The 14,542-nt window shown below is 48.2% G+C and carries 13 protein-coding genes and 1 riboswitch; of the genes, 11 read left to right on the top strand and 2 right to left on the bottom strand.

Annotated features, from left to right (window positions below; genetic code table 11):
- Window positions 1-19: 19 nt before the first annotated feature.
- The 8 genes from ATH33_RS02495 to ATH33_RS02530 all read left to right on the top strand — a co-directional run bounded on the left by ATH33_RS02495 (window position 20) and on the right by ATH33_RS02530 (window position 7,606).
- Entirely contained in the window at window positions 20-1,342 is a 1,323-nt protein-coding gene (locus ATH33_RS02495) for an anti-phage deoxyguanosine triphosphatase (protein ID WP_052186642.1), read from the top strand.
- Window positions 1,343-1,446: 104 nt separating this feature from the next.
- The gene (locus ATH33_RS02500) at window positions 1,447-1,818 is read left to right on the top strand and encodes a hypothetical protein (RefSeq protein ID WP_037993943.1); all 372 of its coding nucleotides are present in this window, start codon (window positions 1,447-1,449) and stop codon (window positions 1,816-1,818) included.
- Between the two features lie 128 nt (window positions 1,819-1,946).
- On the top strand, window positions 1,947-2,735 hold the full coding sequence (locus ATH33_RS02505) for an amino acid ABC transporter substrate-binding protein (RefSeq protein WP_037993940.1): 789 nt from the start codon (window positions 1,947-1,949) through the stop codon (window positions 2,733-2,735).
- Between the two features lie 413 nt (window positions 2,736-3,148).
- Window positions 3,149-4,687: a glucose-6-phosphate dehydrogenase gene (zwf, locus tag ATH33_RS02510; RefSeq protein ID WP_049719920.1), complete on the top strand. Its 1,539-nt coding sequence runs from the start codon at window positions 3,149-3,151 to the stop codon at window positions 4,685-4,687.
- Between the two features lie 16 nt (window positions 4,688-4,703).
- Window positions 4,704-5,333, top strand: a complete 630-nt coding sequence (locus ATH33_RS02515; protein ID WP_037993939.1) for a cyclase family protein — start codon at window positions 4,704-4,706, stop codon at window positions 5,331-5,333.
- Window positions 5,334-5,476: 143 nt separating this feature from the next.
- Window positions 5,477-6,160 carry an amino acid ABC transporter permease gene (locus ATH33_RS02520; protein ID WP_231564574.1) on the top strand — a complete coding sequence of 228 codons (684 nt, stop codon included), beginning with the start codon at window positions 5,477-5,479 and terminating at the stop codon, window positions 6,158-6,160.
- 15 nt (window positions 6,161-6,175) lie between these two features.
- Window positions 6,176-6,919 (top strand): amino acid ABC transporter ATP-binding protein, encoded by a 744-nt coding sequence (locus ATH33_RS02525; protein ID WP_037993933.1) that lies wholly within the window; start codon window positions 6,176-6,178, stop codon window positions 6,917-6,919.
- 75 nt (window positions 6,920-6,994) lie between these two features.
- Entirely contained in the window at window positions 6,995-7,606 is a 612-nt protein-coding gene (locus ATH33_RS02530; protein WP_052186641.1) for a class I SAM-dependent methyltransferase, read from the top strand.
- A 61-nt stretch (window positions 7,607-7,667) separates the two neighbouring features.
- Here ATH33_RS02530 and ATH33_RS02535 read toward each other — a convergent pair whose 3' ends face one another.
- Entirely contained in the window at window positions 7,668-8,471 is an 804-nt protein-coding gene (locus tag ATH33_RS02535) for a YqhG family protein (RefSeq protein ID WP_037993930.1), read from the bottom strand.
- Window positions 8,452-10,179, bottom strand: coding sequence for a DEAD/DEAH box helicase (locus ATH33_RS02540; protein ID WP_037993928.1), 1,728 nt, complete (start codon window positions 10,177-10,179; stop codon window positions 8,452-8,454). The genes ATH33_RS02535 and ATH33_RS02540 overlap by 20 nt, the downstream gene beginning before the upstream one ends.
- A 165-nt stretch (window positions 10,180-10,344) precedes the next feature.
- Window positions 10,345-10,437, top strand: a riboswitch (glycine riboswitch).
- Window positions 10,438-10,599: 162 nt separating this feature from the next.
- On the opposite strand from ATH33_RS02540, the gene gcvT reads away from it, so the two are divergent.
- From gcvT to gcvPB, 3 genes are read left to right on the top strand one after another with little or no spacing between them, the layout of a single operon-like run.
- The gene (gcvT, locus tag ATH33_RS02545) at window positions 10,600-11,697 is read left to right on the top strand and encodes a glycine cleavage system aminomethyltransferase GcvT (RefSeq protein ID WP_121874022.1); all 1,098 of its coding nucleotides are present in this window, start codon (window positions 10,600-10,602) and stop codon (window positions 11,695-11,697) included.
- A 22-nt stretch (window positions 11,698-11,719) separates the two neighbouring features.
- A complete protein-coding gene (gene gcvPA / locus ATH33_RS02550) occupies window positions 11,720-13,069 on the top strand; it encodes an aminomethyl-transferring glycine dehydrogenase subunit GcvPA (protein ID WP_049719922.1) in 1,350 nt (449 codons plus the stop codon).
- Complete coding sequence (gcvPB, locus tag ATH33_RS02555; RefSeq protein ID WP_121874023.1) at window positions 13,066-14,526, top strand: aminomethyl-transferring glycine dehydrogenase subunit GcvPB; 1,461 nt, start codon at window positions 13,066-13,068, stop codon at window positions 14,524-14,526. Before gcvPA ends, gcvPB begins: the two co-directional genes overlap by 4 nt.
- Window positions 14,527-14,542 lie beyond the last annotated feature (16 nt).

Genomic DNA, 14,542 nt, shown 5'->3' on the forward strand with positions numbered 1-14,542 from the left:
ATGGATAAGGGTGGAGCGTATGTTGATTGTTCGTCCGAAAGAAAACCAATTGTATCTGCCTGAAGACATGGAGCGGCGGAAAGCTTCCAGCCCAAGAAATTTCAAAGATGTACGGGATGATTTTGAGAAAGATTACGGACGGATTGTGCACAGTGCGGCGTTTCGCCGTCTTCAGTCCAAAACCCAGGTGTTTTGGCAAAGTGCAGGGGATTTTCACCGGACCCGTTTGACGCATTCCATGGAAGTCGCCCAAATCGCCCGGGGCATAGGCATTTATCTGAACAAGCACTCCCCTTTTTTTTCGGAAAATCAGGCGCTGGATATTTCATTGTTGGAAGCGGCGGCATTGGCCCATGATTTGGGACATCCCCCCTTCGGCCATCGCGGGGAAGAAGTGTTGCATGAATGTATGTCGGACTATGGCGGGTTTGAAGGCAATGCGCAGACATTCCGGATTTTAACGAGGCTGGAAGGGGAATCGCATGCCGGCGGATTAAATTTGACACGCGCGTTGCTGTTGTCCGTGATGAAATACCCGATCTTTCTGGATACCGCCATGAAGCAAAAACGGGATCGGGATGAGCCGTCTCTTCCACCGAAAGCCAGCATGTTTCGCTGTGATCAGGAAGCGTTTGAATGGGTTGTGTCGTCCCTGAGCGAAGAAGAAAAGGCTTATCTGATGAAGACCGGAGATGCCAACCGCCGCCTGACCGTTCATCAAACGCTGGAGTGCTCGATCATCGACTTGGCGGATGATATAGCTTACGGCACGCACGATGCAGAAGATGCCGTTCATCTGGGATTTATCCGGTTGGCACAGTTGAAAGAGCTGTTGATGCCTTTTGGTGAAAACCCTGTTTATCAAGAGTTGCAAAAAGCATGTATGATTCTGGACCGGACGGATCCGGAAGATCCCCAGTTGAAATACCGGTTAAAAAAAGTGTTTTCCGGATTGATTTCCACGCTGATCACCCACGTCAAAGTGAAAAAGAACGATCTGAATGTCCGGTCGCCGCGATTGAAATATTCGGTGATGTTGCCGGATGATTTGCGGGATTTGTTGGACCGGTTAAAAGAATTGGTATCCGAGAAGGTGATTCTCTCCCAACGGGTTCAAACCATTGCATGGAAGGGGCAACAAATCATCCGTTCTTTGTTTCAGGCATTATTGTCGGAAGAGCGGTTGTTGACCGAACATGACCGGATGCTGTTAAACCAGGCTTCCACGGAAGCAGAGCGGGCTCGCGTAATCTGTGATTATATTGCCGGAATGACAGATTCGTTTGCGATGCGGATGTATGGCCGGTTGTACGGGTTGAGTCGCAATTTTTTTGATTTTTGATCATCCGTCATTGCAGGATGGTGAAAATTGGTGATATAGTAGACGTGATTTTGTCTGGCTGTCCAGGCTCTTCAACGGTTTCTGCAAGAAACAGGGGTGGTGACATGATCTTTAACGTGAAACCGTGCTCCCGTGAATGCAATCCATCCAATGAATTGGGAGAAATTTTGATCGGCATTGATGAGAGTGTCCGCCAGTTGAATGAAGTTTCGGAGTTGTACCGGAAAACGGCACAAATACGCAAGGTTCAACGGAAAGTGGAATGGATGTTGGACCAAGTTCAAAAAAGAGAATGGGAAGGCATTCATCCCCAATTGGAAGAGTTGGTGTATTACTTGGAACTATGTTGTTTCAGCTGGCTGAACATGACGGGTGAATCCTTCCAAACTTACTTGGAAGAAGTGAATCAGCGGTACCGCAAGTTGCTGTGGAGACTGATGACGTTTCACCGGCAACAGAAGAAAAACGATGATTGACAGGAAAATTTTATGTTGTTTCGTTGTATAATCACTCCTTGACAAGGGGATCGATAGTAAGTAGCATAAAATTGCTTTATCCGTTAAAATAGATCGAAAAACTTGTGTTTTGATAGGAGAGACGCTCTGTGAAGTGGTTCAGACATGGTTTGGTTTACTTGCTTGGATTGATGGTTCTTGTGCAACTGACCGGGTGCAGTGTGCAAACCGACAGGGACATGCTGAGTCAGATTAAAGAGAGGGGATCCATCCGGATAGGAACGGAAGGGACTTATAAGCCTTTTAGTTTTCATGATCCTAAAACCAATCAGTTAACCGGTTTTGATGTGGAAGTGGCACAGGAAGTGGCCAAAAGGCTCGGTGTGAAAGCGGAATTTGTGGAAATTCCGTGGGACGGGCTGTTGACCAGTCTGCAAACCGGAAAAATCGATATGGTGGCCAACCAAGTGGGGATTAAACCCGAGCGGCAGGAGAAATTTGATTTCAGCAAACCGTATACCGTTTCATATGCACAGCTGGTGGTGCATCAGGATAATCAAACCATCCGCACGATTGAAGATATCAAAGGAAAAAAAGCCGGGCAAACCCCGACAAGCAACTATGGAAAGATGGCGGAAGAGCATGGCGCTCAAATCGTGGCTTATGAAGATATGATGGGGGCGATGCAGGATGTGGCCGCCAAGCGCATCGATCTCTCCCTCAATGATAAACTGGCGATTGCGGAAATGTTGAAAACGAATGATCTGCCATTGAAAGTCATTGACATCCAAAGTGACCGGGCCGAATCGGCATTCCCGGTGCAAAAAGGCAATGAAGAATTGGTAAAGGCCATCAACAAATCTTTGGATGAAATGGAAAAAGACGGAACGCTGGCGAAAATATCCGAAAAATGGTTTGGCACCGATGTGACCAAATAATGAGAAGAAAGCCCTTTCCTGATAAAGGAAAGGGCTTTTTGTGAAGCGAAACGCCGTCCCGGCAGAAAAAGGGAAACAGGATTATTAAAAAGAGTCAAATGAAGAAAAATTTAAATGAAAAAAGAAAAAACACGCGCATCATGGATCGTACAGGACGGTTGCATTCAGGGGGGCATGCAAGGGAGGTGAAGGATGACGGGGTGAAAACAGGAAAGAAGGATTCTTTTATATATTTTTTCTGTAATCAAAAAAACAAGGAGAAAGAATGTTGAGAATTATATGCTTTTCGTTCTTTGAATCCATTGGTTGATGACATTTGTTAGAATTTAAGATACGTGTTTCAGAATGACTTGATCACATGAAACACATATTAAGGATGAATGTTGGTTTCTGGTTGAAAGGAAGGGAGTAGAATGACTTCAAATAGATCTGTCGGTTCTTTTTCTTTGGTGATTTTCGGAGCGACGGGTGATTTGGCGAAACGGAAATTGTTTCCGGCGTTATTCAGCTTATATAAAAGAGAGCAATTGCCGGAGGACTTTCAGGTGATCGGAATCGGCCGTTCGATCCGAAACGTCGGGGATTTTCACCAAGCGGTAAAAGATTCGGTTCATTCGTTTGGAAGAATCAAAGCCGAAAATGAAGAGGAATGGTCCCGTTTTATAAGGCACTTCCAATTTGTCACTTCCAGTGTCGACGATCCGGCTGGCTATCAACAAATGAAGGCATTGATTGATGAAAAGGAAAAAGCTTGGCAAGGGGCCGGAAATGGAAATCGCTTGTTCTATCTGGCGATTGCACCGGATTTATACGGTACGGTTTCCTCTCATTTGAAGGAATCCGGATTGACCCGGACCAACGGATGGAAACGAATCATCATCGAAAAGCCGATCGGGCACGATTATGAATCGGCAAAACAGTTGAATGAGCAGATCAAAAAAGCCTTTACCGAAGAGGAAATTTACCGGATTGACCATTACTTGGGCAAGGAAATGGTGCAAAACATCGAAGTGTTGCGGTTTGCCAATTCTTTGTTTGAACCGATCTGGAATCATCAATACATTGAATCCGTACAAATCACGGCCAGTGAAACGGTGGGCGTTGAGCAGCGGGCCGGTTATTACGATCAAGCCGGTGCGTTGAGGGACATGGTGCAAAATCATATGCTGCAGATGCTGATGATGGTCTGCATGGAACCGCCCAGCCGGTTGAAAACGGAAGCGATTCATGATGAGAAAATCAAAGTGTTGCGCTCGCTCAGACGTTACGATCAAGAGGAAGTGGGAAAATATTTTGTGCGGGCTCAATACCAAGAAGGGGCCATGGGGGAAAAACCGGTGCCCGCGTACCGGGATGAAAAAGACATCGATCCCCGTTCCATGACGGAAACATTTGTCGCTGCCAAACTTTTTGTGGATAATTTACGTTGGGCCGGTGTTCCTTTTTATATCCGGACCGGCAAGCGCATGACGGAAAAAGTGACGCAAATTGTGATTCAATTTAAGGAAATGCCCCGGATTTATTTCAACAGGCAAAATAATTTGCGTCCCAATCTGCTTGTCATCAGCATCCATCCCGAAGAAAGCGTCAAATTGGTGCTAAACGCCAAAAAAGCCGGATCCGACCATCAAATTGTGCCCGTTGCATTGGATTTTTGCCATAACTGTGAACAGCGTACGCCGGAAGCATACGAATCATTGATCTATGATGCGATTGTCGGGGATCAGACCTTCTTTACGCATTGGGAAGAAGTGGCGCTGTCATGGAAGTTTATTGATCCGGTGCAACAAGCCTGGACACAGGAACAAGATTCCCTCCATTTTTACAAAAGTGGGACCTGGGGCCCGCAAGCAGCGCATGATTTGTTGGCGGAAGAAGGACACCATTGGTGGCCGCCCATCCTTCAAAACGATCCTCAGGTGGTCACGGCCGATGAATTGAAAACTACATAACAAGGGAGAGTGTGCCATGAAAATTTATGATGTTTCCATGCCGATTGTACCGGACATGCCTGTTTACAAAAACAAAGAAACGAAGAAGCCGTTGATCCAAGTCGTGCAGGATTTTGACACGGCCGCAGCCAGAGAATCAAAAATCACGATGGATGTGCATTGTGGCACCCATGTCGATTCGCCGCTTCACATGCTTCCGGATGGAGGAACGATGGAAACCGTTCCCCTGGAACATTTGGTCGGTAAAGCAAGGGTGTTGGATTTTTCCGATGTGGAAGGAGCCATCGGCAAAGAGGATCTCGAAGCCAAAGACATCCAGCCCGGCGAGTTTTTGTTGCTGAAAACCAAAAACTCCGGGAAAGACGAATTTGATTTTGAATTTGTTTATTTAAAAGAAGATGGAGCCAAGTTTCTGGCAGAGAAGAAAGTAAGAGGCGTGGGGATTGATGCGCTCGGGATCGAACGTTCGCAACCGGGGCATCCCACTCACAAATCTTTGTTTCAAGCCGGTGTGATCATCATGGAAGGATTGCGGTTGAAAGAAGTACCGGAAGGAACTTATTTTATGGTGGCTCTGCCGATTAAATTGATGGAAACGGAAGCCGCTCCGGCGCGGGTGATCCTGATGGAAGGGATTCAGGCATAATGAAAGGGAAAGAGGCGACTTCGTGTCGCCTTTTTTGCTTTGACATGGAGTCAGGGGCTGATTATGATAGAAACATCCACCTTTAAATAAAAGTAAATTGATAGACTTATAATATATTTGCGATGGAGTGTAAAAAAATGGATGTGTTAACGCAAATTCGCTGGGAACAATTATTTGACCTTGAATTGGCGGTCGAAAGCGCGCCTTACATTTTGGAAGGGTTGGCAGCCACGATCTGGATGAGCCTGGTGTCCATGGCAATCGGGCTTTTGCTCGGCTTAATCACCGCCGTCGGCCGCATGTCCAAAAACTTTTTGTTTCAGTGGATCGCCCGCGCCTACATCTCCATTATCCGCGGGACGCCTTTGTTGGTGCAATTATTTATTTTGTACTTCGGTCTGCCGGTGATCGGCATCAAGTTAACGGCCACGCTGGCAGGGATCATTGGTTTGTCCCTCAATGTCGGGGGATACTCCGCGGAAACGATCCGGGGATCTATCCTTTCCATTCCCAAAGGCCAGTGGGAAGCCGCATCCTCCCTCAACATGACTTATTGGCAAACGATGCGTCGGGTGATTATTCCGCAGGCGGCCCGTGTGGCTCTCCCGTCTTTGGCGAACACTTTTTTAAGTTTGGTGAAGGATACTTCTTTGTTGGCGATGATCACGGTGAATGAAATGTTTTATCATGCCAAAATTGTCGGAGCCCGTGCTTTTGATTACATGACGGTGTACATTTTGGTCGCATTTTTCTATTGGGTGATTTGTACATTGCTGAACATTGTCCAGGAAAAACTGGAAAAACGATATGGACGTTATGCGGCATAGAAAGGGGGAGCAACTGTGATCGGGATCAGAGATCTTTATAAATCGTTTGGCGATGTGGAAGTGTTGAAAGGGATTCATTTGGAAGTCCGCCAGGGGGAAGTGGTCTGCATCATCGGACCGAGCGGATCGGGAAAATCGACCCTGTTGCGTTGCTTGAACCTGCTTGAAACCCCGGACCGGGGGCAACTGACCATTTCCGATGTCACGCTGTCGTTTGGAGACCGGCAAATTGCGCCGGCGGAAGTCCGGAAGTTGCGCGAAAAAACCGGGATGGTGTTTCAGGGATTTCATTTGTTTCCGCATCGCACGGTGCTGGAAAATGTGATGGAAGGGCCGGTGGTGGTCAAAAAGGAATCAAAACAAAAAGCAAGGGAAAAAGCTAAACAATTGCTTGAAAAAGTGGGGTTGTCCGACAAAAAGCATGTTTTTCCGAGCCAGCTTTCCGGGGGACAGCAACAGCGCGTGGCCATTGCCCGGGCGTTGGCGCTGGAACCGGAGGTGCTGCTCTTTGATGAACCGACTTCGGCGCTGGATCCGGAGCTGGTCGGGGAAGTGCTGAAAACGATGAAAGAGCTGGCCCGGGAGCAACAAACGATGCTGATTGTCACCCATGAGATGTCCTTTGCCCGTGACGTGGCGGACCAAATCATCTTTATGGATCACGGACAGGTGATCGAATCGGGATCGCCGGATGAAATTTTTGTCAATCCCCGGGAGGAACGCACCCGTCAATTTCTGTCCAAATTGCTGAATCCGTGACGTGGTTTCTTTTTTAAAAGAAAAGGGAATATAATAATTTCATCATTTCATTACTCACCAAAATGGGGGATGGAGATGGACTGGAATCAAGCTTATGAAACCGGCGACTTTAAAAATTGGGATTTTGGAACAGCTTCATCGGAACTGGTTGCGTTATTTGCCGTCAAAGGTTTGCCGCCTGAAGGAAAGCGTGCGGTGGACATCGGTTGCGGCGGCGGATGGGAATCGATTTTTCTGGCGAAATGCGGATTTGATGTCACCGGGATCGACTTTTCGTCCAATGCCATTCAATTGGCGAAAAAACGGGCGGAAGACGCAAAGGTTCAAGTCGATTTCAAACAAGGAAATGCTTTGGCGCTTCCCGTTGAGGATGAATCGATTGATTTTGCCAATGACCGGGGTTGCCTGCATGTGATTCCGGAAGAAGACCGTTCCCGGTATGTAAAAGAGATTCTGCGCATTTTAAAACCGGGCGGACAACTGTTATTGCGGGGTTGCCGCGAATTGACCGATGAGCTGAAAGCAGCAGCCGGCGAAAGGAAAATTGCCATCAAACCGTTGGCAAAGGAAACGATTGAGTCGCTGTTTTCACCCGATCATTTCACCCTCGGCCCCATTCTTCCCTTGCGCCTGATGGGAGAGACCAATGGGATTCCGGGGAATATCGTGTTGATCACAAAACGTTAAAGTTACATAAGGACAAACGGAAACAGGGGGTGTGCCGGGGTTCAAGCCACACCCTGTTTTTTCATGATTCCATGTAAAACAGTCCGGCATTGATCACTTCCGCTTCGATGCGGGGATGAAATTGCCAAACCAATTCTTGTTCCCGGTTTTTCTTTTCCTTCCGGATTTCATCGTCTTGTTTCTCCTCCCCCGGATAAAAGGCATTTAATTGCTCCAGTTCCATGTTCAATCGTTCTTTCGCTTCCTTTGCCCATGTCTGGTCTTCTTCTTTCAGCTGCTCTTCCAGATAATATTCCAATTCGCCGACGGCTTCGGTCAAAGACATTCCGTGCGCGGGGAGATAGCGGTGGGGAGGCAGGCGGTTTACCCATTTTCGTTTTTTCAGACAGTCATAAAATGACTCGGCAATTTCCCCGTTCAACAGGTTGATACCAAGCGAACTCAAGCGATTCTTTTTCTGGTCACAAACATAGGAAAGCTGATAATTCACCAACAGCCAGGGAGTGTACGGCTTGGATGGCGAATGGCTAGGTTGCCAACCGGGATCCTCGTACAAACGGACAAATTTTCCGTGTTTTTGCGCGGATTGGAGCATTTTTTGGAAACGGGGGGACCCATAATGCAAAATTTCCCCCCGGATGTCAGGAGGATGGTTCTCCGGATCGAAAATAAAGCAAAGTTGGACCGGTTTGGGCGGAATGTTCATTTTTTCAACGTACATCCAATAGAAGGGGCGGTTGAGCAAATCTTTATCGGCTTCGATCGATAATTGCGTGATCAGATAAGAAGGGCCCGATTCAATGACCGGGCATTGATAAAGCTTCAGGTATTTCTCTGTCCACTCTCTAACTTGGGCTGGATCCATAAAGCAACACATCCTCTTTGTCTTTCTGATCTTTCAGGACCGCTTTTTTCGTTTCGAAAAAGGCATCTCCCCATTTGCTCAGTTGCTTGCGGACTTCCTCGTCATCTTTTGCTTCCAGCCAAACCCGCATGATGTTTTGTTCCACGTCTTTTTCCCAATCCATTTTTTCCAAAATGACTTCCAGCTCGCCGATGACGGACCGGAACAGATCGATTTTTTCATGCAGCAACCAAATGATATGCTCCTCGATGGTGTTTAAGGTGGCAAAATTATAGATATGCACATCGCTTTTTTGCCCCAACCGGTGAATCCGGCCGATTCGTTGTTCCACCCGCATGGGGTTCCAGGGCATGTCATAGTTGATCATATGGCGGCAAAATTGGAGATTGATGCCTTCGCCGCCTGCCTCCGTCGCGACAAGGACCTGGGCCCTTTTTTGGAACAGCTCCATCATCCAGTCTTTTTTATTCCGGTTAAATCCGCCGCGAAAGGGAACGGCCTGAATCCCGGCATTGAGTAATTCACGCATCAGCATTTCCTGGGTTGCGCGGTATTCCGTAAACAACACCACTTTTTCCGGGGACAGGCGGCGGATTAATTCAACGGCGGCTTTGGCTTTGGAAGAGTATTTTATGCTTCTTAAAAGCGTGATCAGATTGGAAATCTCCGGTGAAATTTCGGATTGACCTTTTGCCTCTTTTTGCAGTAGTTTAAATAAAGTATGAAACACTGCATCCCGGCTGCTGCAAATTTCTTTTTGCAAAACCAGAAGGGAAAGCGTGTTTTGCATATCGGATGATTTGTGGTATCTTTGGCGTACGAAGTTTGTCATGCCGTCATACAGAGCCCGCTCGGCAGCGGAAAGTTCGATGGAAATGGTCTGAACATGCCGTTTGGTCAACGGCAATTGTTGATCGGACCGGCGGTTTCGGATCAACACGCGTTGAATTTCCTCTTTCAGTTGGGCCTCATTTTTGGCTTTTCGTTTTCCTGCGACATAATCACTTTTGAAATCGGATTGTTTTCCCAGGTGTCCCGGTTTTAAAAGGGTCACCAGGTTATATAATTCTTGTATCTCATTTTGAATGGGCGTTGCCGTCAGCAACAGACAATATTTCTTTTGCAACTGGTTAATAAATTGCCAGTTTTTTGTGCGCCGGTTTTTCAGTTTGTGGGCTTCATCGATAATGACAAGATCATAATGTTTCTTCAATACATGTTCGCGGTGGGGATCCCGTTTGGCGGTGTCGATGGAAGCGACTAAAAAGTCATATTTGTCCCACATCCAGACTTTTTTTTGGGCCATGACCGGGATGTCAAATTTTTGATTTAATTCCCGGGTCCATTGCAATACTAAAGAAGAAGGCACCAAAACCAAAGCCCGTTTGACCAGTCCGCGAATCAGATATTCTTTGAAAATCAAACCGGCCTCAATGGTTTTTCCGAGTCCCACTTCATCCGCCAAAATGGCGCGGCCGCGCATTTCGTTGATGACGCGCCTTGCGACTTCAATTTGGTGCGGAAGCGGTTCAAACCCTTGAATTTGTTTCAGACATTGGATAGATTCAAAAGAGGGGATGATCTTTTTTTCGGTCGCTTCCACCGCCAATTGGAAGCGTTCCCATGTGGACCAGTTTTGGTCCGTTTCCGCTTGGGTCAGAAAGGATTGAAGCCACGTTCGGTCAAAACGAATCGGGGGTGAATGCATCCGTCGATCCACCTTTCTGATAGTCATTGATCCTGTTATAGTATGGTTCAAACGAAAAAAATGGATGCATAGAAAAATAAAAAACGAACTTTTTTTATAATCATATCGAAAATAATCGTGGATTATGGCAAAATGAGGGGTAGATAACCAAATATTGTTCGGCGGTTGAAGGCGGGAGGAGAGACCACATCCGTGGCGCCGAAGGAGCAAGCCTTGGAAGAAGGCGAATCTCTCAGGCAAAAGGAGGCCCGCTGGACGCACCTCTGGAGAGTGCTGGTCTTTTGGATCACAGCCACCAAAGGGGCAACTTTGCGTTCATTTCGCAAAGCAACTCTCAGGTCGTAAGGACAGAGTGTTTTTCCCGTGACAGGGGGCATTCTGTCTTTTTTTCATGACCCATGATGTAAGGAGGAACCAGACATGAGTGAGCTGAAAAAAACTCCGTTGTATGAAGTTTACAAGGATGATGCCAAGATGGTTGCTTTTGGCGGTTGGGAAATGCCTGTCCAGTTTTCCGGCATCAAACAGGAGCACGAAACGGTTCGCACCAAAGCCGGATTGTTTGATGTTTCCCATATGGGAGAAATCATGGTCAGCGGGCCGGATGCTTTGGATCTGCTGCAAAAGCTGACCACCAATGATGTTTCCAAGCTGAAAACGGGAGCCGCACAATATACCATCATGTGCAATGAGGATGGCGGAACCATTGACGATCTGTTGATTTACCGGACAGGAGAACAAACATTCATGCTGGTGGTGAATGCTTCAAATATTGATAAAGATTACGAATGGATCAAACAACATGCATCCGGACAAGTGGTTGTGGAAAACATTTCCGGGAACGTGGCGCTTCTCGCTTTGCAGGGCCCGCTGGCGGAACAGGTGCTGCAACGCTTGACGGAAACGGACTTATCAACGATTTCATTTTTTAAATTCCAACAGGAAACCGAGATTGCCGGAGTCAAAGGATGTCTGGTTTCACGAACCGGTTACACCGGGGAAGACGGTTTTGAGATCTATTTTGCCGCTGAGGATGCTCCCGGGTTGTGGAAGGCGATTCTGGAGGAAGGAAAGCCGGAAGGAGTTTTGCCTTGCGGTTTGGGAGCACGGGATACCCTGCGCTTTGAGGCCAAGCTCCCGTTATACGGGCAAGAACTGTCCGAAACGATTACCCCGGTCGAAGCGGGATTGGGCTTTGCCGTCAAACCGGATAAAGGGGAGTTCATCGGGCGGGAAGTCCTGGCTTTGCAAAAGAAGGAAGGCGCTCCCCGCAAACTGGTCGGACTGGAAATGACGGAGCGGGGAATCCCGCGCACCGGCTACCCTGTCTATCGGGGAGAAGAAAAAATCGGGGAAGTCACCACGGGAACACAGTCCCCCACGTTAAAAAAGAATATCGGGCTGGCATTGATCCGTTCGGAATATGCCAAAACCGGTGAAGAGGTTGAAGTGGAAATCCGCAAGAAAAAACTGAAAGCGAAAATCGTCAAAACCCCTTTTTATAAGCGCGAGAAGTAAAAGAGAAAGGCGGAGGTCGGATATGACAAAGTTTCGTTATTTGCCGATGACGGATCAGGATCGGAAAGAAATGTTGAAAACCATTGGAGTCGGATCGGTTGAGGAATTGTTTGCAGAGATTCCCGAAGAGGTGCGCTTTCAAGGTGAATTAAACCTTCCCGAAGCGATGAGTGAGCCGGTTTTGGTGAGGCATATGGCCCGTATGGCGGGAAAAAATGCTTCGCTGGACCAATATGTTTCTTTTTTGGGAGCCGGCGTGTATGAACACCATATTCCCAGTGTGGTGAATCATGTCATCTCGCGGTCTGAATTTTATACCGCTTATACTCCTTACCAGCCGGAAATCAGCCAAGGGGAACTGCAAGCCATTTTTGAATTCCAAACCATGATTTGTGAACTGACCGGCATGGAAGTGGCCAACTCATCCATGTATGACGGATTTACCGCCTTGTCGGAAGCAGCCAGTGTGGCAGCGGGGGCATCCCGTCAGAAAAAAATGATCGTTTCCGAAACCATCCATCCGGAGGCCGTCCAGATTCTTCAAACCAATGCCAAAGGATTCGGATGGGAGATCGTCATGGTGCCGACCAAAGACGGGGTCACCGACATCGAAGCCCTGCGGCAGCTGGCGGATGAAAAAACGGCGGCCGTCCTTGTCCAATCCCCGAATTTCTTTGGGAATATTGAAGACTTAAAGGGGATTGAAGAAATTGCCCATGCGCATAAAGGTTTGTTGATTGTCAGCACCAATCCGTTGTCTCTCGGCATTTTGAAACCGCCCGGCCATTATAAAGCGGACATTGTTGTCGGGGATGCACAGCCTTTGGGAATCCCGGCTTCCTTCGGAGGTCCCCACTGCGGGTTTTTTGCGACGACGAAAAAGTTGATGCGCAAGATTCCCGGACGGATTGTGGGACAAACCGTGGATGAGGACGGAGTGCGCGGATTTGTTCTCACCTTGCAGGCCAGGGAACAACACATCCGCCGCGACAAAGCGACATCCAATATTTGTTCCAATCAGGCGCTGATGGCCCTGGCGGCGAGTGTTTACATGTCGGCATTGGGGAAAAAAGGCATGCAGGAAGTGGCCTGGTTAAACACCAAAAAGGCTCATTACGCGCAAAAACGCCTGTCGCGAGTTCCGGGGGTTCGCCCGGTTTATCAGCAACCTTTCTTCAATGAATTTGTGATTGAACTCAGCCGCCCGGCCGGAGAAGTCAATCAAGCCCTCCTTCACCACGGAATGATCGGTGGATATGATCTTGGCAAGTTAAACCCGGCTTGGGAGAAACAGATGCTGATGGCAGTGACCGAAGTGCGGACCAAAGAAGAAATCGACCAGTTGGCAGAAAGATTGGAGGAAATCTTATGAAGAGCAAAGAGAAAGCCTTGATTTTTGAAATGAGCCGCCCGGGGCGTGTGGCATACAGTTTGCCGGAGTCCGATGTGCCCGACGTGGATGATCTGCCAGCAGAGTTGCTTCGGGAAGAACCGGCGGAACTCCCGGAAGTGTCCGAACTGGATTTGATGCGTCACTATACGGAATTGTCCAGACGCAACCATGGTGTGGACAACGGCTTTTATCCCCTGGGATCTTGCACCATGAAATATAATCCGAAAGTGCATGAGGACGTGGCCCGTTATCCCGGATTTGCCAAAATTCATCCTTATCAGCCGGAAGAAACGGTTCAAGGCGCTTTGCAACTCTTGTATGAATTGCAAAACGACTTGGCCGAGATTACCGGAATGGATGCTGTGACGTTGCAATCGGCCGCCGGAGCGCAAGGGGAATGGACCGGCTTGATGATGATTCGCGCTTACCATGAATCGCGGGGGGAAAACGGGAGAAACAAAGTGATTGTTCCGGATTCGGCACACGGAACCAACCCGGCCAGTGCTTCCGTTTCCGGATTTCAAACCATCACCATCCCTTCCAACGAAAAAGGCCTGGTGGATGTGGAAGAATTGAAAAAAGTTTTGGGGGAAGATACGGCAGCCCTGATGTTGACCAATCCCAACACCTTGGGCTTGTTTGAAGAACAGATTCAGGAGATTGCCGATTTGGTCCATGAAGCGGGCGGGTTGCTGTATTATGACGGAGCCAATGCCAATGCGATTTTGGGGATTGCCCGTCCCGGGGACATGGGATTTGACGTGGTGCACTTAAACTTGCACAAAACGTTTACAACCCCGCATGGCGGTGGCGGCCCGGGAGCCGGACCAGTCGGGGTGCGCAAGGAATTGACGCCGTTTTTGCCCACCCCGGTCGTTAAAAAGGATGACGAGGGAACTTATTATCTCGATGAAAATATTCCCGGCTCCATCGGCCGCATCAAAGGGTTTTACGGAAACTTCGGGATTTTGGTCCGTGCGTATGCCTATATCCGGACGATGGGGCCCGCCGGTTTGCGCCGGGTGTCGGAAGATGCCGTATTAAATGCCAATTATCTGATGCGCCGGCTCGAGCCTTATTTCGACCTGCCATATCCGCAACATTGTAAACATGAATTTGTCCTGTCCGGCAAAAAACAGAAGAAATTGGGGGTACGGACCCTGGATATGGCCAAACGATTGCTCGACTTCGGCATGCATCCGCCGACGATTTATTTCCCGCTGATCGTGGATGAGTGCCTGATGATCGAACCGACCGAAACGGAAAGCAAAGAAACATTGGATGCCTTTGTGGAGGTCATGATTCAGATTGCCAAAGAAGCAGAAGAAAATCCGGAGATCGTGCAAGAAGCCCCGCACCATACCGTATTGAAAAGATTGGATGAAGTGCAGGCGGCAAGAAAGCCGGTCGTACGTTGGACGAAACCGGATCAATGAACAAAATGAAAAAGCA

It is taken from the genome of Thermoactinomyces vulgaris, assembly GCF_003688725.1.
Lineage (GTDB): Bacteria > Bacillota > Bacilli > Thermoactinomycetales > Thermoactinomycetaceae > Thermoactinomyces > Thermoactinomyces vulgaris.